Annotated in this window: 20 protein-coding genes and 2 pseudogenes; 9 read left to right on the top strand and 13 right to left on the bottom strand. The window is 60.3% G+C overall.

Translation table 11 applies throughout. The annotated features are described in order from the left end of the window. Positions 1-15 precede the first annotated feature (15 nt). The 6 genes from HBO10_RS09135 to lptE all read left to right on the top strand — a co-directional run bounded on the left by HBO10_RS09135 (position 16) and on the right by lptE (position 6,049). A complete protein-coding gene (locus tag HBO10_RS09135; RefSeq protein WP_060763820.1) occupies positions 16-1,398 on the top strand; it encodes a pitrilysin family protein in 1,383 nt (460 codons plus the stop codon). Positions 1,399-1,466: 68 nt separating this feature from the next. Then, on the top strand, positions 1,467-2,498 hold the full coding sequence (locus HBO10_RS09130) for a DUF5924 family protein (protein WP_003187399.1): 1,032 nt from the start codon (positions 1,467-1,469) through the stop codon (positions 2,496-2,498). A gap of 54 nt (positions 2,499-2,552) precedes the next feature. Beyond that, a complete protein-coding gene (locus HBO10_RS09125; protein ID WP_034129245.1) occupies positions 2,553-3,701 on the top strand; it encodes an ABC transporter permease in 1,149 nt (382 codons plus the stop codon). Beyond that, the gene (locus HBO10_RS09120) at positions 3,698-4,501 is read left to right on the top strand and encodes an ATP-binding cassette domain-containing protein (protein ID WP_014716351.1); all 804 of its coding nucleotides are present in this window, start codon (positions 3,698-3,700) and stop codon (positions 4,499-4,501) included. Before HBO10_RS09125 ends, HBO10_RS09120 begins: the two co-directional genes overlap by 4 nt. Before the next feature lies 1 nt (position 4,502). Further along, positions 4,503-5,441 (top strand): MlaD family protein, encoded by a 939-nt coding sequence (locus HBO10_RS09115; RefSeq protein WP_003187394.1) that lies wholly within the window; start codon positions 4,503-4,505, stop codon positions 5,439-5,441. Next, positions 5,438-6,049 (top strand): LPS assembly lipoprotein LptE, encoded by a 612-nt coding sequence (gene lptE, locus HBO10_RS09110; protein ID WP_034129244.1) that lies wholly within the window; start codon positions 5,438-5,440, stop codon positions 6,047-6,049. Before HBO10_RS09115 ends, lptE begins: the two co-directional genes overlap by 4 nt. A gap of 11 nt (positions 6,050-6,060) precedes the next feature. On the opposite strand, the pseudogene HBO10_RS31265 reads toward lptE, so the two are convergent. From HBO10_RS31265 to HBO10_RS09085, 6 genes and pseudogenes are all read right to left on the bottom strand, one after another. After that, positions 6,061-6,147, bottom strand: a pseudogene (locus tag HBO10_RS31265) (outer membrane lipoprotein carrier protein LolA); the annotation flags it as partial. A gap of 28 nt (positions 6,148-6,175) precedes the next feature. Continuing rightward, the gene (locus tag HBO10_RS09105) at positions 6,176-7,405 is read right to left on the bottom strand and encodes a spore maturation protein (RefSeq protein WP_034129243.1); all 1,230 of its coding nucleotides are present in this window, start codon (positions 7,403-7,405) and stop codon (positions 6,176-6,178) included. Positions 7,406-7,502: 97 nt separating this feature from the next. Then, a complete protein-coding gene (gene gltP / locus HBO10_RS09100) occupies positions 7,503-8,834 on the bottom strand; it encodes a glutamate/aspartate:proton symporter GltP (RefSeq protein WP_003187390.1) in 1,332 nt (443 codons plus the stop codon). Between the two features lie 713 nt (positions 8,835-9,547). Next, positions 9,548-10,015: an inhibitor of vertebrate lysozyme family protein gene (locus tag HBO10_RS09095; RefSeq protein ID WP_169921965.1), complete on the bottom strand. Its 468-nt coding sequence runs from the start codon at positions 10,013-10,015 to the stop codon at positions 9,548-9,550. Between the two features lie 2 nt (positions 10,016-10,017). Beyond that, on the bottom strand, positions 10,018-10,182 hold the full coding sequence (locus HBO10_RS09090; RefSeq protein ID WP_003187386.1) for a DUF1328 domain-containing protein: 165 nt from the start codon (positions 10,180-10,182) through the stop codon (positions 10,018-10,020). A gap of 77 nt (positions 10,183-10,259) precedes the next feature. Continuing rightward, the gene (locus HBO10_RS09085; RefSeq protein WP_020301400.1) at positions 10,260-10,544 is read right to left on the bottom strand and encodes a hypothetical protein; all 285 of its coding nucleotides are present in this window, start codon (positions 10,542-10,544) and stop codon (positions 10,260-10,262) included. Between the two features lie 389 nt (positions 10,545-10,933). On the opposite strand from HBO10_RS09085, the gene algB reads away from it, so the two are divergent. Further along, the gene (gene algB / locus HBO10_RS09080; protein ID WP_034129241.1) at positions 10,934-12,280 is read left to right on the top strand and encodes a sigma-54-dependent response regulator transcription factor AlgB; all 1,347 of its coding nucleotides are present in this window, start codon (positions 10,934-10,936) and stop codon (positions 12,278-12,280) included. 10 nt (positions 12,281-12,290) lie between these two features. Then, entirely contained in the window at positions 12,291-14,078 is a 1,788-nt protein-coding gene (locus tag HBO10_RS09075) for a KinB sensor domain-containing domain (RefSeq protein WP_034129240.1), read from the top strand. Positions 14,079-14,215: 137 nt separating this feature from the next. Here the strand turns inward: HBO10_RS09075 and HBO10_RS09070 are convergent, their stop codons facing one another. The 6 genes and pseudogenes from HBO10_RS09070 to HBO10_RS31260 all read right to left on the bottom strand — a co-directional run bounded on the left by HBO10_RS09070 (position 14,216) and on the right by HBO10_RS31260 (position 19,695). Continuing rightward, positions 14,216-14,992, bottom strand: a complete 777-nt coding sequence (locus HBO10_RS09070) for an N-acetylmuramoyl-L-alanine amidase (protein ID WP_034129239.1) — start codon at positions 14,990-14,992, stop codon at positions 14,216-14,218. Between the two features lie 89 nt (positions 14,993-15,081). Next, on the bottom strand, positions 15,082-17,139 hold the full coding sequence (locus tag HBO10_RS09065) for a diguanylate cyclase (RefSeq protein WP_034129238.1): 2,058 nt from the start codon (positions 17,137-17,139) through the stop codon (positions 15,082-15,084). Next, entirely contained in the window at positions 17,136-18,014 is an 879-nt protein-coding gene (locus tag HBO10_RS09060) for an endonuclease/exonuclease/phosphatase family protein (RefSeq protein WP_034129237.1), read from the bottom strand. The genes HBO10_RS09065 and HBO10_RS09060 overlap by 4 nt, the downstream gene beginning before the upstream one ends. 10 nt (positions 18,015-18,024) lie before the next feature. Beyond that, on the bottom strand, positions 18,025-18,660 hold the full coding sequence (gene dsbA / locus HBO10_RS09055; protein WP_014716341.1) for a thiol:disulfide interchange protein DsbA: 636 nt from the start codon (positions 18,658-18,660) through the stop codon (positions 18,025-18,027). A gap of 167 nt (positions 18,661-18,827) precedes the next feature. Further along, positions 18,828-19,454, bottom strand: coding sequence for a cytochrome c4 (locus HBO10_RS09050; RefSeq protein ID WP_014716340.1), 627 nt, complete (start codon positions 19,452-19,454; stop codon positions 18,828-18,830). Between the two features lie 33 nt (positions 19,455-19,487). Next, positions 19,488-19,695: pseudogene (locus tag HBO10_RS31260) on the bottom strand (cytochrome). A 192-nt stretch (positions 19,696-19,887) separates the two neighbouring features. Between HBO10_RS31260 and yihA the strand changes: the two are divergent. After that, positions 19,888-20,529, top strand: a complete 642-nt coding sequence (gene yihA, locus HBO10_RS09045; protein WP_003187369.1) for a ribosome biogenesis GTP-binding protein YihA/YsxC — start codon at positions 19,888-19,890, stop codon at positions 20,527-20,529. Positions 20,530-20,800: 271 nt separating this feature from the next. On the opposite strand, the gene polA is transcribed toward yihA, so the two are convergent. Next, on the bottom strand, positions 20,801-23,596 hold the full coding sequence (gene polA, locus HBO10_RS09040) for a DNA polymerase I (protein ID WP_034129236.1): 2,796 nt from the start codon (positions 23,594-23,596) through the stop codon (positions 20,801-20,803). Positions 23,597-23,600: the final 4 nt, after the last annotated feature.

Here is a 23,600-nt window from a genome sequence, read left to right as displayed (position 1 = left end):
GCCAGGAAGCTTGTTATGCGTCGCCTGTTACTCGCCTGCCTGCTCTTGGGCTCGGTACACGCCTTTGCCTTTGACCGCCTGCAAGTCGAGGGCTACACCTTGCCCAACGGCCTGCAACTGCTGCTCAAACCGGGCACCGAGCGTGGGCATGTCGCTATTCGCCTGGTGGTTGGTGTGGGCCTGGACGACTTCGGTTGCGAAGAAAAAGAGCTGCCGCACTTGTTCGAGCACTTGCTGTTCAGCGGTATCGACGGCGGCGGCGAAGGCGACCTCGAAGACCGCATGCAAGCCCTGGGCGGCGAGTGGAACGCCTACACCAGCAACGCCGACACCACCTTCGTGATCGAGGCGCCCGCGCAGAACCAACGCAAGGTGCTGGACCTGCTGCTGGCAATCCTCACGCGCACGCAACTGACCGACGCCCATATCAATGCCGCCAAGCAAGTGGTGGAGCGCGAAGACGGTGGCCATTATTCACACTTGCAACGCCTGCTGGATCGCCAGGACCTCGGTCACAGCGCCAGTAACCAATTGGCCGTCGAGCTGGGCCTCAAGTGCGCCGAACGCGCCGAGGTCAGCCACCTCACCCGCGACCAGTTGGAGAAGCTGCGCAAAGAATGGTACGCGCCGAACAACATGACCCTGATCGTCGTCGGCGATCTCGACAAACTGCTTCCCGCCTACCTGGAACGCACCTATGGTCAACTCGACCCAGTGGAGCCGAGCGAACATCGCCCCCTCCCGGAAATCCAGCACACCGCCGCCGGCCACCGCGACCTGATCCGCGGCTGGGTGGGCGATGGCGCCAAGCTGCACTGGCTGTTCCCAGAGCCTGTGCTGGACGACCAGCATGATGAAACCTACAACCTGCTCAAGGACTACCTCGACTGGGCGCTTTACCGGCAACTGCGCCTCAAGCACGGTTTGTCCTACGGCCCGTGGGTGGAACGCGAAGTGCTCGGCGGCGTTGGGTTCCTCAGCCTGAATGCCGACCTTGAGCGAGAAAACCTCCCTGAAGCCGAGCAGGTCTTGCAAGACCTCAAGGCCCAGTTGCTCAAGGATGGCCTCGACCCAACGGTATTCACACGCCTGCAACAAGCCGCCATTGCCCGCCAAGCCTGGGCAGTGCAAGGCAACAGCGCACTGGCCGACTATTACTGGAGTGCGGCCGGCGACTACTCCAATGGACGTTTCAGCGACCCGGTCAAACGCATCAAGGCCGTGAGCCTGGCACAAACCAACCAGGCCATGCGCGAAGCGTTCCAGCAGCCGGGCTACTGGCGCATCGAAAAACCGCTGTTGAGTTATGACGCCTTGACCTGGATCGGTGCGGGCGTACTGGGCCTGATCATCCTTGGTTTGATCGGCCTGAGGCTTTATCGCAAACCTGTTGAGTAATGAGGCGCAGAATATCGGGCCAAGGCGTTATTCTGTCTGAGATTTTTCCCACAACCAGTGAACCGTCCATGCCGAACTTGCCTCCCCTCATCCAGCGCGTTATAGAACTGATCAAGCGCTACCCAGGGGTGATCGCACTCGGCGGTTTCATCTCGGGGGTGGGCAGCTTCATCCTGGTAGACCGCCAGCAGGGCATGGCCAGCTGGATTGCGGTGATCATGCTGGTGAGCTGGTTGTGGCTGATGCTGGAGAACAGTTTTACGCAACTGTTCACCAAGGTCTTCAATCGCGAGATCCCTGAACCGCTGCTGCGCTACGCCACCCAGATGATCCACCAGGAAAGTCTGTTTTTCGTCCTGCCGTTCTTTTTCGTCACCACCGCCTGGAACAGCGGCCAATCGTTGTTCACTGGCCTGCTCGGCGCAGCGGCGCTGGTGTCGATCATCGACCCGCTGTATTACAAATGGCTGGCGCCCAAACGCTCGCTGTTCCTGGCCCTGCACACCCTGACCCTATTCGCCGCGTTGCTGACCGCGCTGCCGATCATCATGCACCTGACCACCGCCCAGAGTTACAAACTGGCGTTGGGCGTGGCCATGGTCCTGTCGATCCCGAGCCTGGCCGTCAGCCTGCCGCTGCGTAGCCTCAAGGGCTGGGCGATGCTGCTGGGGGTAACGGCCGCCATCGGCTGCGCCGGCTGGTTCCTGCGCAGCTGGGTACCGCCCGCCACCCTGTGGATGACCGAAGTCGCCATCAGCACCCAACTGCAAGACCGCACGCCGGGCGACGACCTCAAGCAAGTCACCGCCGCCCAATTGCGCAGCGGTGGGCTGTATGCGTACACCGCGATCAACGCACCACGCGGGCTGGATGAGCGGATCTACCATGTGTGGAAATTCAACGGCCAGGAAGTCGACCGCATTGCCTTGGACATCCATGGTGGGCGCAAGGAGGGCTATCGCGCCTGGACCCACAAGCAGAATTTCCCGGGTGACGCCGTGGGGCGCTGGCAAGTGCAGGTGCTCACCGAAGACGGCCAAGTCATCGGCGTTCTGCGCTTCAAGGTGATAGACACAGCACAAGCGGACAACCCAAAGTAAGCCGGATCGTGCTATTACGTAGCAATTGTGGATAGCCAAACAAGCTCGGAGCTTATGACCACTCGCACGACGGCCGGCGCGGCCCATCTTGATACGTCCAGCACCCCGCCTTCGCTACGGATTACCGGCGACTGGACGCTGGCCCACTATGCCCACCTGAAGAAGCTGTCGGCCACACTCGACGGCCAATATGACGCCGGCGCCCGCATTGACCTCAACGGCCTCGGTGCGCTGGATACCGCCGGCGCCTCGCTGCTGGTGGAGCTGCTGGGCCCTGCGCGCATCGAACATTCTGCCGAACAAACTGACTGCACCCTGGCAGCCGCCGACCGTGCCCTGCTCAAGACCGTCTACCGCTCCCTGAATGACTTTTGCGTACCGATCAAAGAGCCGGAAGAGGCCGCCGGCATTCAAGTGTTGGCTCGCATCGGCCGCGCAGTAGACACGGTCTGGCAAGACGCAATGAAGCTGTTGGGCTTTATCGGCCTGATCCTCGAAACCTTCGCCCGCGGTATTTGGCGGCCCAAGCGCTGGCGCCTGACGCCCATGGTCGCCCACATCGAACAGACGGGCCTGGATGCGGCGCCTATCGTCGCACTGCTGACCTTTCTGGTCGGCGCCGTCGTGGCCTTCCTTGGCGCCACCGTGCTCAAGAGCTTCGGCGCGACGATCTTTACCGTGGACCTGGTGGCGTTCTCCTTCCTGCGTGAATTCGGCGTGTTGCTCACCGCAATCCTCATCGCCGGCCGTACCGCCAGTGCATTCACCGCGCAAATCGGCTCCATGAAAGCCAACGAAGAAATCGACGCCATCCGTACCCTGGGCCTGGACCCCATGGAGCTGTTGGTATTGCCGCGCGTGCTGGCGCTGCTGGTGGCGTTGCCGATGCTGACCTTCCTGGCGATGCTCTCGGGGATCGTCGGCGGTGGTGTGGTGTGTGCGGTGGCCCTGGATATTTCGCCGGCGATGTTTCTTTCGCTGCTGCAATCGGACATTGGCGTGCAGCACTTTCTGGTGGGCATGGTGAAGGCGCCGATCTTTGCCTTTTTGATCGCGGCCATTGGTTGCCTGGAAGGTTTCAAAGTCAGCGGCAGTGCCGAGTCAGTCGGCGCGCACACCACATCGAGCGTGGTGCAATCGATCTTTGTAGTGATCGTGCTGGATGCGGTCGCGGCGATGTTTTTCATGGAGATGGGCTGGTGAGTCGTCTACACCGTGCGCCCACTGAGGCGGTGATTGAAGTGCGTGGCTTGTGCAATCGCTTTGGCAGCCAAAGCGTGCATGAGAACCTCGACCTGGATTTGTACAAAGGCGAGATCCTGGCGGTGGTGGGGGGCTCTGGCAGCGGTAAATCCGTGTTGTTGCGCAGCATCGTTGGCCTGCGGCGCCCCAGCGAAGGCGAAGTACGGGTGTTCGGCAAAAACCTGCCGAGCCTGCCTGAACATGAACGCTCACTGGTAGAACGCCGCTTTGGCGTACTGTTCCAGAAGGGCGCGCTGTTTTCCTCGCTGACGGTGACCGAGAACGTGGCTCTGCCATTGATCGAGCACGCCGGCCTCAGCCGCGCCGATGCCGAGCACTTGGCGGCGGTCAAGCTGGCCCTGGCGGGGTTGCCGCTGTCGGCGGCCGACAAATACCCGGCCTCGTTATCCGGCGGCATGATCAAACGTGCCGCCCTGGCCCGCGCACTGGCCTTGGACCCGGACATCCTGTTCCTGGACGAACCCACCGCCGGTCTCGACCCCATTGGCGCGGCGCAATTCGACCAACTGATCCTCACCCTGCGCGATGCGTTGGGCTTGAGTGTGTTCCTGGTCACCCACGACCTCGACACGCTGTACACCATCACCGACCGTGTGGCGGTGCTGGCGCAGAAGAAAGTGCTGGTGGCCGACGCCATCGATGTCGTTTCGGAAACGGACGACGCCTGGATTCACGAATATTTCCACGGCCCCCGGGGCCGCGCGGCATTGGATGCCGCTCAATCGCTCAACGAGGTATGACATGGAAACCCGAGCCCATCATGTGATGATCGGACTGTTCAGCGTAATTGTGGTGGTCGGCGCGATGCTGTTTGGCCTGTGGCTGGCCAAGTCCAGCGTCGATACCGCCTTCCAGGATTACGAAGTGATCTTCAACGAAGCGGTCAGCGGCCTGTCCCAGGGCAGTGCGGTTCAGTACAGCGGCATCAAGGTGGGCGATGTCATCAGCCTGCGTCTGGACCCCAAAGACCCACGCCGCGTCCTGGCGCGCATCCGCCTGGCCGGGCAAACGCCAATCAAGGAAGACACCCAGGCCAAACTGGCCCTGACCGGTATCACCGGCACCTCGATCATCCAGCTCAGTGGGGGCACCCCGCAGAGCCCGGAGCTCAAGGGCAAGGACGGCAACCTGCCGGAAATCATCGCGTCGCCATCGCCTATCGCACGCCTGCTCAATAACAGCAACGACCTGATGACCAGCGTCAACCTGCTGCTGCACAACGCCAACCACCTGTTCTCGCGGGAAAACGTCGAACGCCTGAGCAACACCTTGGATAACCTGCAACAAACCACCGGCGCCATTGCCGAGCAACGCGGCGACATCAAGGTGGTGATGCAGCAATTGATGCAGGTGAGCAAACAGGCGGGCGCGGCGCTGGAGCAAACCACCGTGCTGATGCGCAGCGCCAATGGTTTGCTCAGTGAACAAGGCAAGCAAGCCTTCGGGAGCGCCGAGCAGGCGATGAAATCCCTGGAGCAAAGCACCGCCACCATCAATACCTTGCTGACCAATAACCAGGACTCGGTGAACAGCGGCATGCAGGGCCTTAACGAGCTGGCGCCAGCCGTGCGCGAGCTGCGTGAAACCCTCGGCTCGCTGCGCGCCATCTCCCGCCGTCTGGAAGCCAACCCCAGCGGTTACCTGCTGGGCAGCGACAAGAACAAGGAGTTCACGCCATGAAGCGTGCGTATCACATGATCGTCCCCATGGCCCTGGCACTGGTCAGCGCGTGTTCGATCCTACCCAAGCCGGACCCTTCGGACGTGTACCGCCTGGCGTCCACCCAACCGGCCAGCCAAGGCACGCCGGTGAGTTGGTCGCTGCGCGTGACCAAGCCGCAGACCAGCGAGTTTCTCGATAGCCCGCGCATCGCCGTAGTGCCAGATGGCAACTTGATCAGCAACTACGCGAATTCACGCTGGAGCGACCCGGCGCCGGTGCTGCTGCGTAATCGCCTGCTGGATGGCTTCCAGCGCGACGGGCGCGTGACGTTGTTGAGTACCGACGAGACCAACCTGCAAGCCGACTATGAACTGGGCGGGCAGTTGCAGGCGTTTCAGAGTGTGTATCGAGGCAAAGCGGTGGAGGTGGTGATTCGCCTCGACGCGCGATTGGTGCGTGGGCGTGATCAAAGGATTATCGCCAGCCGCCGGTTTGAAGTGAGGCAGCCGGTGAGTGACGCCAAGGTGCCAGCGGTGGTGGCTGCTTTTGGCCAGGCTGGGGATCAGCTGAATAAGCAGGTGGTGGATTGGGTAGTACAACAGGGTAATGCTGCGCCGAATAGATGATTCCGCCGCCCTGTAGGAGCGAGCTTGCTCGCGAAAAACCTGAGACCGCCTCGGGGAGTCTGATGCCCCGCGTCATCGTTAACGTTTTTCGCGAGCAAGCTCGCTCCTACAGGGTGCGGCTCATGCTTAACCGAAGAACCAGTAGCACACCAAAATAGCCGCGACCACACCAGCAAACTCCGCGAACAACGCACATCCCACCGCATGCCGCGCCCGCTGGATGCCTACCGAGCCGAAGTACACGGCCAGCACATAAAACGTGGTTTCAGTACTGCCCTGTATCGTCGCCGCCACCAACGCCGCAAAGCTGTCCACACCCTGGGTCTGCATGGTCTCGATCAGCATCGCCCGTGCCGCACTGCCGGAGAACGGCTTGACCATTGCGGTCGGCAGAGCGTCGACAAAGCGCGTATCCAGGCCAGTCCAGGCCACCACATGGCGAATCCCTTCCAGGCCGAACTCCAAGGCGCCCGAGGCACGCAACACGCCAACCGCACACAGCATCGCCACCAGATAGGGCAGTAGGTTCTTGGCTACGTCGAAGCCTTCCTTGGCGCCTTCGACGAATGCCTCGTACACCTTGACCTTGCGCAACGCGCCGATCACCAGAAACAGCATGATCAAGCCAAACAGCGTGAGGTTGCCCAGGATCGACGACAAACCGGCCAGCGCTGTGGCAGACAGGGTCGCCAGCAGCGCCATGAAGCCACCCAGTATCAACGCGCCGGGGACCAGATAGGCCAGCACCACAGGGTCCCACAGCCGCAGACGCTGCATCACCGCCACCGACAGCAGGCCCACGAGGGTCGAGGCGCTGGTGGCCAGCAGGATCGGCAGGAACACCAGCGTCGGGTCCGCGGCGCCTTGCTGGGCGCGGTACATGAAAATGGTCACCGGCAACAGCGTCAGCGAGGACGCGTTGAGCACCAGGAACAGGATCTGAGCGTTGGTCGCCGTATTGGGGATGGGGTTGAGCTCTTGCAGCGCCTTCATGGCTTTCAGGCCGATGGGCGTGGCGGCGTTATCCAGGCCCAGGCCGTTGGCGGCAAAGTTGAGGGTAATCAAACCTATCGCGGGGTGCCCGGCGGGCACTTCAGGCATCAGGCGGCGAAACAGCGGGCCGAGGGCCTTGGCCAGCCAATCGACGATCCCGGCTTTTTCCGCAATCCGCAGAAAGCCCAGCCATAACGTCAGGGTACCGAACAGCAGCACCATGACTTCCACCGACAATTTGGCCATGGCGAAAATGCTTTCGACCATCGCCGCGAAGATCCCGGCGTTACCGCCCACCAGCCATTGCGCCAGTGCTGACACCATTGCCACGACAAAGAAGCCAAGCCACAGGCCATTGAGCATCAGATAAGTCCCCCGAAAGATGGGGCGAATGATAACGGGGCTGGCAGAAACGACAAACCCCGGAATTTTCCGGGGTTTGTTTTCGATCAATCTGCAATCAGCTACGGGTGGCTTGTGCCGTAGGCAGGGCTTCCTTGCTGCGCCAGTGCGGCAGGGAATTCCAGTAGCGCTCGCCCTTGGCGTCGTCGTACATGCCTTCCCAACGGGAGATAACCAGTACGGCCAAGGCATTGCCGATCACGTTCAGGGCGGTACGCGCCATGTCCATCACACGGTCGACACCGGCGATAAACGCCAAGCCTTCCAGTGGGATGCCCACGCTGCCCAGCGTCGCCAACAACACCACGAAGGACACGCCCGGCACGCCGGCGATACCTTTGGAGGTCACCATCAGGGTCAGTACCAGCATCAGTTGCTGGCCGATCGACAGGTCGATGCCATACAGCTGGGCAATGAAGATGGCCGCGATGCTCTGGTACAGGGTCGAACCGTCGAGGTTGAACGAATAGCCGGTCGGCACCACGAAGCTGCAGATCGCTTTCGGCGCGCCGTAGGCTTCCATCTTCTCGATCACACGCGGCAGCACGGTTTCGGAGCTGGCGGTGGAGTAAGCCAATACCAACTCATCTTTGAAGATGCGGATCAGCTTGAGGATCGAGAAGCCAAACAGGCGTGCGATCAAACCCAGGACCGCGAAGGCGAAGAACAGGATCGCGACGTAAACCAGGATCACCAGCTTGGCCAGCGGCAGCAGCGAGGCGAAGCCGAAGTTGGCGACCGTCACCGCGATCAGTGCAAATACACCGATAGGGGCGTACTTCATGATCATGTGGGTGACTTTGAACATGCTCTCGGACACGCCCTGGAACATGGTCACCAGCGGTTCGCGCAGTTCAGGCTTGAGGCTCGACAGGCCCAGGCCGAACAACACCGAGAAGAAGATGATCGGCAGCATCTCGCCTCGGGCGACTGCGGCGAAGATGTTCGAGGGGATCAGGTTGAGGATGGTCTCGATGAACGCATGTTCATGCTGCACTTCGGCGGCAGTCGCCTGGTACTTGGAGATATCGACGGTACCCAGGGTACTCATGTCGATGCCCGCGCCTGGGTGGAACAGGTTGGCGAGCAACAGGCCCACCACGATGGCGATGGTGGTGACAATTTCGAAGTAGAGGATGGTTTTGACGCCGATACGACCGAGCTTTTTCGCGTCGCCTACACCGGCAATGCCGACGATCAGCGAAGAAATCACAATCGGGATCACGATCATCTTGATCAGGCGGATAAAGATATCGCCCGCCGGCTGCAACACATTGCTGATCCACCAGGCCTTTTCAGCACTGAAATGGTTGAGCACGGCACCGATTGCAATGCCCAGTACCAAACCGATGAGGATCTGCCAGGCGAGGCTTAGCTTTGCCTTCTTCATGTCATTACCCTTGCTTCAAGTGGACTTACGGCAAATGCGCCAGCTGCAACGCTCGAAAGCGAAAAAGTGTGTGCATCTGCCTCCATGGAAGGTCACCGCAGCGTGGCCGAAATGGCTTACTGGCAGGCGAAAAAAGGCGCAACTATTCCCATGCAAGGGAGCGACGTCTAATGCCGTAAACGCCTACCCTATGCCGAATCGGCATGGCTTTTTTTGAAAATATTTGTCCAAACGGTCAGTTCGTATCCGCCATTCGAGCGGGTGAATATGCCGTTAAGCAGCCAAATCAGGCTCGCGCAGAGATACTGGACGACTTCGATTGGCTGACAGAAATGTCTGAGAAATCCATCACCTAGGGCCGGAAAGATCCTATAGCGCGATTGAAAAATTCTCGATAGATGGTCACGCCGACATACCCAGTAATGGTTGGCCACACGCAAAAAAACAAAACTACGGCTATAGGCGGCATGAAACGCGGGAATGAGAGTCATAAGCCCGCCGCAAGTTCAGCAAGCTTGAGGTCTTGTGAACTTGCGGCGCAGCTTTTCGCCTGACCCGGCCCTTGCGCAGGTACTCCCTGTACCCGTAGGTCACGCCGATCCTGATCGATCAGAGCAACCCGGCCCCCTGGTCATGCATCACTCAAGGAGCGATGCAAACAGAAAGAAGCACAAGGGCTTCCTTCTATGGACGCCGGCTCCGTCACACGGAACCTAGTACCAATTCGGATCTTTCTTGAGCTGTTCCATCAGCAGCTTTTGAATACCCTCGTCCGGCTTACCGAGGAAACGGTAATCGGCGTGCCGTGTCGGGGACTTGTCCGCTGGCAAACCCGCCGGGACTTCCACTAACATGGCATAGGCATCTTCCTTGTCGAGGCTGAAGGCAACGATCAGGCGCTTGTTCAGGCAGGTGTCTGCGGTTTCACAAAGCGGCCCGACCAAGTACTTGTCGCCATCTTCCTCAACGGCATTCATTTGCTCGGCCGTGCCCGACAGGTTCATCACCCATTCGGGCAGGCGTTCCTCTTTCTTCACCACGTCTTGCCAGGTTTCACGGTACTGCGGATCCGCGCTGAGCAATTCGTTAGCCCGGGATTGACCGTCGTTGGCGGCCATGGCCAGGCCGCTGCCGCCCAACAGCAGGGCGGCAGCAAGGGCTTTAAAAGGCAGGCTGACCATATTCAACCTCGGCCTTTGCGACCAAAGAAGAACGAAGCGATAAACATCACCAGGAAGACCACAAACAGGATCTTGGCGATGCCGGTGGCGGTGCCAGCGATACCACCGAAGCCCAGGACTGCGGCCACAATGGCGATGATCAGAAATGTGATTGCCCAACTCAACATGGTGATTCTCCTTATGCTTCTATAGGGGTAACAGCGGTGATACCGTGCAGCCGCTCAACACGAGCGACATTTTTTGCCTAGAACACCCAACGGTCATGGGCCGGCAGTTCGTCCAGGGTGGAACCCTGGTCTACCAGGCTCAATTGCGGGGCAGTCACATCGGCGCTGGCGCTGCCAATGGAACGGAAATGGGTCTGAGTCATGACGGGACGTTCAAATTGCGGGGCTGGCTGCGCACGCTCCTGCCAATGCTGCAACTGCTGGCCGGCAATCAACGTAACCATCAAGGCCAGGCTGGCGAACAGGCCCTGCTGCAAGCGCAGCGGCGATACACGCAATTGGCTGAGGCTTTGGCGAGTCATGCTGCATTACTCCCGCATTCTGATTATTCGTTCATGACGCTCTTGGGGGAGATATTGCAGAGTGCATGCCAGCTTTATTGCAAAATAAAACACAATAAAATCAAGCATTTACACTTGCTCGATAGATTCGTCGCCTAGCATCCTGCACGATGCCTCCTTGCAGGCCGTGCGAAATGCACGATGGTCGGGGGTCGGAACCAGACACCCAGCGCACACATCGAAGGATCGAAGGGTGAAAGGAAGGGAAAATGCCCTCAGACGTCGTCTGTAGGAAGGCGCGCAGATAGCTGCACGAAGAAGCCTTTTATGAATCAGAATAAACCATGCAACTTGCCCGATTATTCCGGGACTAAACACCATCACATTTATAGTTAAGGAGTGCGGGACAGATGGATTCAGCCAAGGAACTTCAAGGCCGCATTCTTTTAGTGGATGACGAATCCGCGATCCTGCGCACCTTCCGCTATTGCCTGGAAGATGAGGGCTACACCGTCGCCACCGCGAACAGTGCCGCACAGGCCGATGCCCTGATGCAGCGTCAGGTGTTCGACCTGTGCTTCCTCGACCTGCGCCTGGGCGAGGACAATGGCCTGGACGTGCTGGCCCAGATGCGCGTGCAGGCTCCGTGGATGCGCGTGGTGATTGTGACCGCCCATTCGGCCGTGGATACCGCCGTGGACGCCATCCAGGCTGGCGCCGCCGACTACCTGGTCAAGCCTTGCAGCCCCGACCAACTGCGCCTGGCCACGGCCAAGCAACTGGAGGTGCGTCAGCTCTCTGCGCGGCTGGAAGCGCTGGAAGGCGAGGTGCGCCAGCCCAAAGACGGCCTGGACTCCCATAGCCCGGCCATGATGGTGGTGTTGGAAACCGCGCGGCAGGTGGCCGGGACGGACGCCAATATCTTGATTCTCGGCGAGTCCGGCACCGGTAAAGGTGAGTTGGCCCGGGCGATACACGGATGGAGCAAACGCTCGAAGAAGTCCTGCGTGACCATCAACTGCCCGTCACTGACCGCCGAACTGATGGAAAGCGAACTGTTCGGCCATAGCCGCGGCGCATTCACCGGCGCCAGTGAAAGCACCCTGGGCCGAGTGAACCAGGCGGACGGCGGTACGCTGTTTCTCGACGAGATCGGCGATTTCCCCCTCACGTTGCAACCCAAGTTGCTGCGGTTTATCCAAGACAAAGAGTATGAGCGCGTGGGCGACCCGGTCACCCGCCGCGCTGACGTGCGCATCCTCGCAGCCACCAACCTGAACCTGGAAGACATGGTGCGCGATGGCCGTTTCCGTGAAGACTTGCTCTACCGTCTGAATGTCATCACCTTGCACTTGCCCCCGCTGCGCGAACGCAGTGAAGACATCCTGACCCTGGCTGACCGCTTCCTTGCCCGCTTCGTCAAGGAATACGCACGCCCGGCGCGCGGCTTCAGCGATAATGCCCGCGAAGCGCTACTGAACTACCGCTGGCCCGGCAATATTCGTGAACTGCGCAACGTAGTGGAACGCGCCAGCATCATCTGCCCCCAGGAGAAGGTTGAGATCAGCCACCTGGGGATGGCTGAGCAACCGGCCAACAATGCACCGCGTATCGGGTCGGCTTTGAGCCTTGACGAGCTGGAGAAAGCCCATATCGGCGCCGTACTTGCGACCAGCGACACACTGGACCAAGCGGCCCGCACACTCGGCATCGATGCGTCGACGCTGTACCGCAAACGCAAGCAGTACAACCTTTGAACAGGACCTTATGAAGCTCGCGATGAAACTGCGCACCCGGTTATTCCTGAGCATCTCAGCCTTGATTACCGTGGCTTTGCTGGGGTTGGTCCTGGGCTTGGTCAGCGTCATGCAAATGGCCAAGACCCAGGAATCGCTGATCCGCAGTAATTTCATCACCCTGGACCTGGGGCTCAAATTGCGTCAGAGCCTGGGCGACCAGTTGATCATGATGCTGGAGAAGCGTCCCGACCCAGACGCCCTGCAAGCCTCCAAGCAGCATTATTTCGATCTGTTGGACCAGGGCATCGCCCATGAGCAGGTCGACGGCAAAAACCATGGTTTCAGCCAGGCACGCTCGGATTACCAGAATCTGCTCAAGGCGTTTGACCAATCCCAGCAGACATCACCGCCTGCGGGCAGCAAGGAAAAGCTCACCGAGACCTTCAACATACTGCGCAACGGCTTGATCGCCGAACACAAGCGAGCCCTGGAAAATATCAGTACCAGTGAACATAAATCCCGTGAGCGCGCCCTGTTGATAGCGGGCCTGCTCGGGCTGGTAGGGCTCGCGGTGCTGATCATCGGTTTCGTCACGGCCCATGGCATCGCCCGGCGTTTCGGTGGTCCCATCGAAGCCTTGGCCAAGGCCGCCGACAAGATCGGGCAGGGCGACTTTGAAGTCACGCTGCCGATCTCCTCCGCAGCGGAAATGAACCTGTTGACCCGACGTTTCGGCATCATGGCCGAAGCGTTGCGCCAACATCAGGCCACTAACATCGATGAGCTGCTGGCCGGCCAACAGCGCCTGCAAGCGGTGCTCGACAGTATCGATGACGGCCTGTTGATGATTGATCGCCAAGGCTGCCTGGAGCATCTCAACCCTGTAGCGCAGCGCCAATTGGGCTGGGATGAGGAGCGGCTGGGTCAAGGCCTTGGTGAAGCCATGGGTCGTGCGGAAATGGATGAACAGCTGCAACTGGTGCTGCGCGGCGGCAACCTGGAGCGGGCCCCGGACGATCTGGAGGTGGAAGTCGAGGGTGAGTTGCGCCTGCTGACCTACAGCCTGACCCCGGTTAGCCATACACAGGGGCACATTCTCGGGGCCGTGATGGTGCTGCATGATGTGACTGAACAGCGCGCCTTCGAACGGGTGCGCAGCGAGTTCGTATTGCGCGCCTCCCATGAGCTGCGCACGCCGGTTACCGGCATGCACATGGCCTTCGGCTTGTTCCGTGAGCGGGCCAAGTTCCCACCGGACTCCCGCGAGGCGGACCTGCTGGATACGGTGAATGAAGAAATGCAGCGCCTGATGCAGTTGATCAACGACCTGCTCAACTTCTCGCGCTACCAGAACGGCCTGCAAAAACTCACCCTGGGCACGTGCGATGTCACCGACTTGCTGGAGCACGCACGGGCTCGGTTTGCTGAGCCTGCGAACGCCCAGCACATTGAGTTGCTGGTAGAAGCTCAGCCTGAGTTGCCACGGCTGTATGCCGACCAAGTGCAACTGGAGCGGGTGCTCGACAACCTGTTGGGCAATGCCCTGCGCCACACCGCCGAAGGCGGGCAGATTCGCCTGCAGGCACGACGGCATGGCGAGCGGGTGATTATCAGCGTCGAGGATAACGGCGAAGGCATTGCCTACGGCCAGCAAGGGCGAATCTTCGAACCCTTTGTACAGGTGGGCCGCAAGAAGGGCGGTGCGGGCCTGGGCTTGGCACTGTGCAAGGAAATCGTGCAATTGCACGGCGGCCGCATGGGTGTGTACTCACGACCGGGGCAGGGTACGCAGTTCTATATGGCATTACCCCTGTAGGAGCGAGAACCCTGTGGCGAGCAAGCTTGCTTGCGCTGGGGTGCGAAGCGCCCCTCAAAAAAGCCGGCTCCAGCTTCGCTGTCGAACGGGAGCAAGCTCCCTCACCACAGCAAGCTCGCTCCAACATTGTTACACCTTCAGCGGTGATTCAAGGCTCGCAGGATCGCGGCGCTTTCAGCATCCGGGGTGCCATCAAACAGCGATGGCCGGAAGCGCATCTGGAACGCAGCGATGACGTGCCTTGTGGCCACATCCAGCTCACCGGTCTGCGGCGTCTGGTAGCCCAGGCGCGCCAGCTCTTCCTGGAACCAGGTAATGCTCGGCAACTGCGCGGCGTACTGCACCTGGAACCGGGCCACTGCCTGGGCATCCGGCCACACGGCCAGACCTTCTGCCGCCAAGCGTTTCCAAGGGAACAACGGGCCTGGGTCCAGCTTGCGCAGTGGGGCAATGTCGCTGTGCCCGATGATGTTCTTGGGGTCGATGCCATTGCGCTTGCTGATGTCCTTGAGCAGCACGATCAGCGACTGCACCTGCGCTTCGGAATACGGGTACCACACACGCCCAGTCGGCGTATCACTGAACCCTGGGTTGACGATCTCGATGCCGATGGAGCTGGAGTTGAGCCAGGTGCGCCCCATCCACTCGCTTTGCCCGGCGTGCCAGGCGCGCTGGCTTTCATCCACCAGCTTGTAGATGGTGCCGGAGGCGTCGTCGCCGATCAGGTAATGGCTGCTGACCTGGCCATGGGTCAACAGCGCCAGGGAACGTTCAAGGTTGGTCGAGGTGTAATGCACCACAACGAACTGCACGCGGTTGTCGTGGTTAACCGAAGGATGGCTGGTGTTCAGGCGCGGGCCACTGGCGCAGCCGGCGAGCAGAAGAAACGCTAAAGCGATATACAAGGATTTCATGGCGAGAGGCATTACACTGAAAGACGATAATGCAACAGTGTAACGTAAGGTTCATGGCTAGGCGGTCAAATCACAAAATGGAACATCTTTTATGCCGCCTGCACCTGATTACGCCCCGCAGCCTTTGCCCTGTAGAGTGCCTCGTCGGCACGCTTGAGCGCCAGGTCACTGCGCTCGCCGGGTTGAAACTGCGCCACGCCCATGGACACCGTGATCGTTACCGGCTCGCCCTTGAAGTGGAACGGGCACGCTGCAATGGCCTCACGCAATACTTCACCTACGGCCAGGGCATCCGCCAAGGCTGAGTCGGGCATGAGCAGCACGAACTCTTCACCACCAAACCGCGCGATGAAGTCAGTCGGCCGCAGGCGTTTGCTCAGCACGTTGGCGATGATCTTCAAGACCTTGTCCCCTGCCAGGTGACCGTAGCCGTCGTTGATGCGCTTGAAGTGGTCCAGGTCGAGCATGGCCAGCGACAGGCTGTTACCGCGCTGATGCCAGGCGTTGACTTCGTAATCGAGGCGTTCGCTCCACGCCGCACGGTTGGGCAGCCCGGTGAGCGGATCGATCAAGGCCTTCTGGCGCTGCACCTCCAGGTGCTCGCGGTATCCCTGGGCCTCCTGCTCCATATGGGCCACGCGTTCAGCCAGGCCTTTGAGGCGTGCGGCCACTTCCTGTTCGCGCAGGTCACGCTGTTGCTGGTGTTCATCCATGGTGCCGAGCAAGCCTTCAAGGTGGCTTTCGAGCACCTGCTTGAGGCTGTCCAGGTCGGCGGCGTCCTGCACGCTGCTTTGCAGGCCGTCCACCTGCTCGCGAATCTGTGTGTCCAACTCCCGCGCGGCCAGGCTGCTGTCGGCGTGGCCGTCGCTGGCGACCTGCAAATGCCCCTGGAATGCCTCGAGACGCTCGTTGAGCTGCTTGAGATAAGCCTCGAACTCATGCTGGCCACTGTCGGTGACCGCCAGCATCAGCACGGCCAGGTCATCCAGGATCGGCAGCAGTTCGTACCAATTCAAACCATGGGCGAGACGCTCACGCATCGCCTCGGCCTGGGGCTGGTGACGTTCGGGCAGGGAAAGGTCTTCCAGCAGGCCGAGCAAAGTGCCTTCAATGTGCTTGGCCACCGAACTGTAGGACGGTTCAGGCGAATCGGGCAGGGCGTAGGTGCCGTCCGGTTGCAGCTCGTCAGGCTCGGGGCTTTCCAGCACGGGGGGCAGCGACAGGCTGCCGATGGTGGTCTCATCCGGCGTTTCGACTGGAGCCGGCGGCGGTTCGATAAAGGCAGCGAGTGCGCTTTCGTGAGCAGGCTCCGCAACCGGTGGCGCCTGCACGTCGGGCTCCGGTAATTGCGCAGGCGCAATCGACGGCAGCTCTGGAGCGTCGAATACCGGCGTTTCTCTGGCGACCTCTTGCCCTTCGGCCGCGGCAACAGGCGCAGCCTTCAAGGCCACGGGTGTGGGTGACAGCGGTGCAAAGGCACGCAAGGCTTGGGTCAGCTCTTCCGATTGCGCAAGTTCTTCCGGTTCGGGTGCGGGTTTGGGCGCTGCAGGCTTTGGCGCTGCCAATTGCATTGCCGGCAGTGGCTCAGCGTCAACCGGCAATGCTTCACTGGCGGCCTCCTTACTACCGAACAGGCGTTGCAACAGGCCCGGGCCTGTGCGTGCGGTATCGCCTTCAGGCTCCAGATTATTCAGCGCCTGCCCCTGCAGGCTGCTCAGCTCACTGAGTAGCAGGGGTATCTCCCGCGCTTGTGCCACGCGACCATCGAGTTGCTTGGCGAAGGTTTTCAGCGGGCGAGCCACCTCGCGGGGCAACGGCAGCTTTTGCAACTGGGTGACCAAGGCGGTGAGCGCGGTGCTGATCTGGTCGACACGGGTTTCGCGGCGCTGCTCCGAATCCAGCACGGCCTTTTCCAGGCGTGGCAGTAAAGCGGCGAGGGCAGCGTCCATGTCGTCCGTGCGCACGACATCGCGCATTTCCTTCATGCATTGATCGACGGCGCGGTCGGTGCCTTCAGCGGCCAGCGTGCTGCGCACCAGCCCGCGGCGCAGCAAATCGAGGCGGGCAGCCCAGCGGCGTTCGAGTTTGTCTTGTTGCTCGATGCTCTGGAGGTATTTCTCTTTCCAGCGCTGGGCGTCGTCGCTCATGCAAGGGATCCGCGAGGGCCTGGGCTCAACGCGGGTAATGCATCAGCCGTGAGCGAACCCGGCAGACGAATCTCTACCGCGACCGGCAGGTGATCGGAAATGGGCTGCGCTAGCACCTGCACACTTTCCAGTGTGAGGCTTGGGCTGAGCAGGATATGGTCAAGACAGCGCTGCGGGCGCCAGCTGGGAAACGTGGCTTCGACTTGCGGGGCCAGTAACCCCAGGTCGCGCAGCGGAGAATTCTGCAGCAGGTCGTTGGCATGGGTGTTCATGTCACCCATGAGCACCTGGTGCTTGTAGTTACCAATCAATTCACGCACGTAGGCCAGTTGCAGGTTGCGCGTACGCCCCCCGAGGGCCAGGTGCATCATCACCACCACCAAGGCTTCCGGGCCTTCGCCAAAACGCACAAGGATCGCCCCGCGCCCTTTGGGGCCTGGCAGGGGGTGATCTTCAATGGCAGTGGGTTTGAGGCGGCTGAGTACGCCATTGCTGTGCTGCGCCAGGCGCCCCAGGTTGCGGTTGAGTTGCTGATACCAGTACGGGAAGGCGCCCAGCTGAGCCAGGTGTTCCACCTGGTTGATATAGCCGGAGCGCAGGCTGCCGCCGTCGGCTTCCTGCAGGGCGACCAAGTCGAAGTCGCTTAGCAGGTCGCCGATTTTCTGCAGGTTACCGGTACGCCCCTTGTGGGGCAGCAGGTGCTGCCAGCCACGCGTGAGGTAGTGCCGATACTTCTCGGTACTGTTGCCCACCTGGATATTGAAGCTGAGCAGGCGCAAGCGGCTGTCTGCCGGCAGGCCTGTGGACTCCAGGTGATGCTCGTTGACCTGCGGTTCATGCAGGCCAACGACACGCTCGGTACCCCAGCGGCGCATGGCGAGCCCCTTACTTGGCAGCGCGTTCTTTGGCAATCAGTTGGTCGGCAACGTTCAGGGTCGCTTCAGGACCACCGGTGCTGCCCAGGTCGAAACGGTATTTGCCGTTGACGATCAGAGTTGGAACGCCTTGCACGCCGTACTTCTGCGCGAGTTCCTTGGCCTGTTTGATTTGGCCCTGGATAGCGAAGGAGTTAAAGGTCGCGAGGAACTTGTCCTTGTCGACACCTTGAGTAGCAACGAAGTCAGCCATTTCGTCCGGCTTGGTCAGGCGCTTGCCTTGTTTCTGGATCGCTTCGAAGACAGCGTTGTGGACCTTGTGCTCAACACCCATGGCTTCCAGGGTCAGGAACAGTTGGCCGTGGGCGTCCCATGGGCCACCGAACATGGCAGGAATGCGACGGAAGTTAACGTCCTTGGGCAGCTTTTCAGCCCATGGGTTGATAGTCGGCTCGAAGGCGTAGCAATGCGGGCAGCCGTACCAGAACAGCTCCACCACCTCGATCTTGCCGGGTACCGCAACCGGAACCGGATTAGACAGCTCAACATAGGTTTTACCGGCTTCAAGCGGCACATCGGCAGCTTGTGCGGTCATGCCGAAGAGGCTGGCAGTGACGAGAGCGGCGCTGAGGATCAGATTACGCATGCTTTACTCCTGGACAAATAAAGTCGCCTCACGCGACCTTTGTTGTGACAGGTCTACGCGGACATGAGTTCGTTAGTGTAACGGCAGCGGCCACAAAAAAGGGCGGCCTGAGCCACCCTTTTTATGCTTGCATCGCGGGATTAATCGAGCGTTAACGCCCAGCCCCGTCAGTGCAGGCCCTGGATATAACTGGAGAGGGCTGCGATATCTTCGTCGCTCAGCTTGCGAGCGATAGTGCGCATGGTCATGGCGTCCCCATCGTTGGCCCGGCCGGCTTCTTCTTTGCGGAAGTCGGTCAACTGTTTGGCGATGTAGGTGGCATGCTGGCCGCTCAGGTGCGGGAAGCCTGCGGCAGCGTTGCCTGCGCCATTGGGCGAGTGGCAACCAGTGCAGGCGGGCAAGCCTTTTTCCAGGTTACCGCCACGGAACAACTGCTCTCCGCGGGCGACCAATTTAGGATCGGCAGCTCCCACGCTACCCTTCTGGCTGGCAAAATACGCCGCGAGGTCCGCAAGGTCCTGATCGTTGAGATTGGTCAGCAGGCCGGTCATTTCCAGCACCGTGCGCTTGCCGTCCTTGATGTCGTGCATCTGCTTGCTCAGGTAGCGTTCACCCTGGCCGGCCAGTTTGGGGAAGTTCGGCGCCGGGCTGTTACCATCCGGGCCGTGGCAGGCACCACACACGGCGGCCTTCGCTTGACCGGCAGTGGCATCACCTTTGACGGGGCCCTCTGCAGCGACGGCAGCGCCTGTGATGCCCAAGGTCAACAGCAGACTCACGATCAGTTTGTTCATCAGCTAATCCAACTACGGCTAAGGGTTTAAGAGTTATCTACCGGGTTTACTCACCATCAAATCAATGACGGCCTGGTAATCCTCAGTACTGCAGTCCATGCACAAACCACGCGGCGGCATTGCCTTGAAACCCTGGGTCACGCACTGCGTCAGCCTGACCATGCAAACTCGGTTGATCCTGTGTAGCCTGAGCGCCGTAAAGCGGAATCAGGGCAGCAGAAGCGAGCAACCGTCGGTCCATACATCGACCTATTCAGGGTTTGAGAGCGTTTTGCGTTCTAATGCGCAATAAAGGTCTTTCGCTCCCGTGAACCTCATCCTTCGCTGGGACAAAGCACACACAAAATCTGCGGCATTATATACTGGCGCTACTGAAACGGAAACGACACCGCTTGCCGCACCCTTTCTCGGCACCGCCCACATCGGAAATCTCATGCAACTCAAGAACCCCATCCTCGGCCTGTGCCAACAGTCCACCTTCATGCTCAGCGCCGCCAAAGTGGACCAATGCCCCGATGACGAGGGCTTTGAAGTCGCCTTTGCCGGCCGTTCCAACGCCGGTAAATCCAGCGCACTGAACACCCTGACTCACGCCAGCCTGGCGCGCACCTCGAAAACCCCGGGCCGCACGCAACTACTCAATTTCTTCAAGCTAGACGATGATCGGCGTCTGGTCGACCTGCCGGGCTACGGTTATGCAAAAGTACCTATCCCGCTGAAGCTGCACTGGCAGCGTCACCTTGAGGCTTACCTGGGCGGTCGCGAGAGTTTGAAGGGTTTGATCCTGATGATGGACATCCGCCATCCAATGACCGACTTCGACTTGCTGATGCTCGACTGGGCTGTCGCCAGCGGCATGCCGATGCACATTTTGCTGACCAAGGCCGACAAACTCACCTACGGCGCAGCCAAGAACACCCTGCTCAAAGTGCAGTCCGAAATCCGTAAGGGCTGGGGCGATACCATCACGATTCAGCTGTTCTCCGCCCCCAAGCGCATGGGCCTTGAAGAGGCCTACACCGTACTGGCCGGCTGGATGGAATTGGCGGACAAGGGCGCAGAAATCGCCGAGTAACTTTTCTGCGGGCAAAAAAAACCCCGGACTTCTTTTGGGGAGGGGAAGTTCGGGGTTCAAGTTCCGGACCGCTAGGGCGGGGTCTGGAATTATCTGCCAACACTTAACACAACATAGGAGCATTGAAGGGCTTCACCACCCATTCAGTAACTCTGAGTGGCAGTTCACAGGTTAAGTTCCGACAGGCTCAAAAAACTATTGGAAATAACTGACGACGGTTTCCGATCTAAACCGCTTCGCCACCACTGACGGTGATGGCAAAGCCGCGGAATCAGTGCGCCTCGTCCCAGTTATCGCCTACGCCTACGTCCACCACCAAAGGCACGTCCAACTGAGCCGCCGCGCTCATATGCTCGCGAATCTTCTCGCTGACCTGCGCGACCAGGTCTTCACGCACCTCCAGCACCAATTCGTCGTGCACTTGAAGGATGACTTTGGCATCCAGGCCCGACTCGGCCAGCCAGTTATCCACCTGCACCATGGCTTTCTTGATAATGTCCGCCGCCGTACCCTGCATCGGCGCGTTGATCGCTGTGCGCTCGGCCGCCGCGCGCTCCTGGGGCTTGTTGGAGTTGATATCCGGCAAGTACAGGCGCCGCCCGAAGAAGGTTTCGACATACCCCTGATCCGCCGCCTGGGCGCGGGTTCGCTCCATATATTCGCGCACCCCTGGATAGCGAGCGAAGTACACATCGATGTAAGCCTTGGCGGTCTTGGTATCGACGCCGATGTCCTTGCCCAGCTTCTGGGCGCCCATGCCGTAAATCAGGCCAAAGTTGATCGCCTTGGCGCTGCGGCGCTGGTTGGACGTGACCTCATTCAACTCGACCTTGAACACTTCGGCCGCCGTGGCCGTGTGCACGTCCAGGTCATTGCGGAAGGCGTTCATCAGGCCTTCGTCCTTGGACAAATGCGCCATGATCCGCAGCTCGATCTGCGAATAGTCCGCCGCCAGCAGCTTGTAGCCCTTGGGCGCGACAAACGCCTGACGAATGCGCCGCCCCTCGGCGGTGCGCACCGGGATGTTCTGCAAGTTCGGATCACTGGAGGACAAGCGCCCGGTCGCCGCGACGGCCTGATGGTAAGACGTATGAATACGCCCGGTGCGTGGGTTGATCTGTTCCGGCAGGCGGTCGGTATAAGTACTTTTGAGCTTGCTCATGCTGCGGTACTGCATCAGTACCTTGGGCAGCGGAAAATCATCTTCGGCCAGTTTGGCCAGCACTTCCTCAGCCGTGGATGCCTGGCCCTTGCCGGTTTTTTTCAGCACCGGCATGCCGAGCTTCTCGTACAGGATCGCCCCAAGCTGCTTGGGCGAACCCAGGTTGAATTCTTCACCGGCGATCTCGTACGCCTGGCGCTCCAGCTCGACCATCTTGTTACCCAGTTCGATGCTCTGGATGCCGAGCAGGTCCTTGTCTACCAGTGCGCCCTGGCGCTCGATGCGTGCCAGCACCGGCACCAGCGGCATCTCGATGTCCGTCAGCACACTGGCCAGGCTCGGGATCGCCGCCAGTTGCGCGTACAAGTGCTGATGCAGGCGCAAGGTCACGTCGGCATCTTCGGCCGCATAGGGGCCGGCTTGCTCAAGGGCGATCTGATCGAACGTGAGTTGCTTGGCCCCTTTGCCGGCGATGTCCTGGAAGCTGACCGTGTCGTGGTCCAGGTACTTCTTCGCCAGACTGTCCATATCGTGCCGGGTCGCGGTGGAATTGAGCACGTAGGATTCGAGCATGGTGTCGAAGGCGATGCCGCGCACGGTAATGCCCTGTGCAGGGTCGCCACCAATGGCGCAGTTGGCCAGGATGTTCATATCGAACTTGGCGTGCTGGCCCACCTTGAGTTTGGTCGGGTCTTCCAGCAGCGGTTTCAGGGCCAGCAGCACGGTGTCGCGGTCCAATTGATCCGGCGCGCCGATATAGGAATGGGTCAGCGGGATGTAGGCGGCTTCATGGGGCTGCACAGCAAACGAGACCCCGACCAATTGCGCCTGCTGGGCGTCGATGCCGGTGGTTTCGGTGTCGAAAGCAAACAACGGCGCATCGTGGAGTTTTTTCAGCCACACGTCGAAGGTAGCCTGGTCCAGAATAGTGGTGTAAACCGCCTCTACCGGTACTGATATAACAGCCTCGACCGGCATCTCGGCGGCAGGCGCAACCTCGCTCGCCGACTTGAGCTCGACACGCTTGGCATCGCGCTGGATTTCGTCGTACCAGCTCTTGAACTCAAGCAGCGTGTACAGCTCCAGCAGCTTTTCGCGATCCGGTTCGATCAGGTGCAAATCATCCAACCCGATATCCAGCGGCACATCGATCTTGATCGTCGCCAACTGATAGGACAGGAATGCCATCTCCTTGTGCTCCTCCAGCTTGGCCGGCAGGGTCTTGGCCCCACGGATAGGCAGGGTCGGCACAATATCCAGCTGCTCATAAAGCTCTTTGAGGCCGCCATTGACTCCCACCAGCAAGCCGGAGGCGGTCTTGGGGCCAATGCCCGGAACGCCGGGAATGTTGTCGGACGAGTCACCCATCAACGCCAGATAGTCGATGATCTGCTCCGGAGCGACGCCGAATTTCTCCTTAACGCCCTCGATGTCCATCGAGCTACCGGTCATGGTGTTGACCAAGGTAATGTGGCCGTCCACCAGCTGCGCCATGTCTTTGTCACCGGTCGAGATCACCACCGGGCGGCTGGCGGCCGCGCTGCTGCGGGCCAGGGTGCCGATCACGTCATCGGCCTCGACGCCCTCGACGCACAGCAACGGGAAGCCAAGAGCGATCACGCTTTGATGCAGCGGCTCGATCTGCAGGCGCATGTCATCAGGCATGCTCGGGCGGTTGGCTTTGTATTCGGCGTACATCTCATCGCGAAACGTCCCACCCTTGGCGTCGAAAACCACCGCAAATGGGCTGTCCGGGTACTGCTTGCGCAGGCTTTTGAGCATGTTCAACACGCCCTTCACCGCACCGGTGGGCAGGCCTTTGGAGGTGGTCAGCGGTGGCAGCGCGTGGAAGGCGCGATACAGATAAGAAGAACCGTCCACCAGGACGAGGGGCGCTTGGCTCATGAGC

The sequence above is a fragment of the Pseudomonas sp. WS 5503 genome (assembly GCF_012985385.1).
GTDB classification, from domain to species: Bacteria; Pseudomonadota; Gammaproteobacteria; order Pseudomonadales; family Pseudomonadaceae; genus Aquipseudomonas; species Aquipseudomonas paracarnis.
This window is presented reverse-complemented; position numbering and strand designations above follow the sequence as displayed.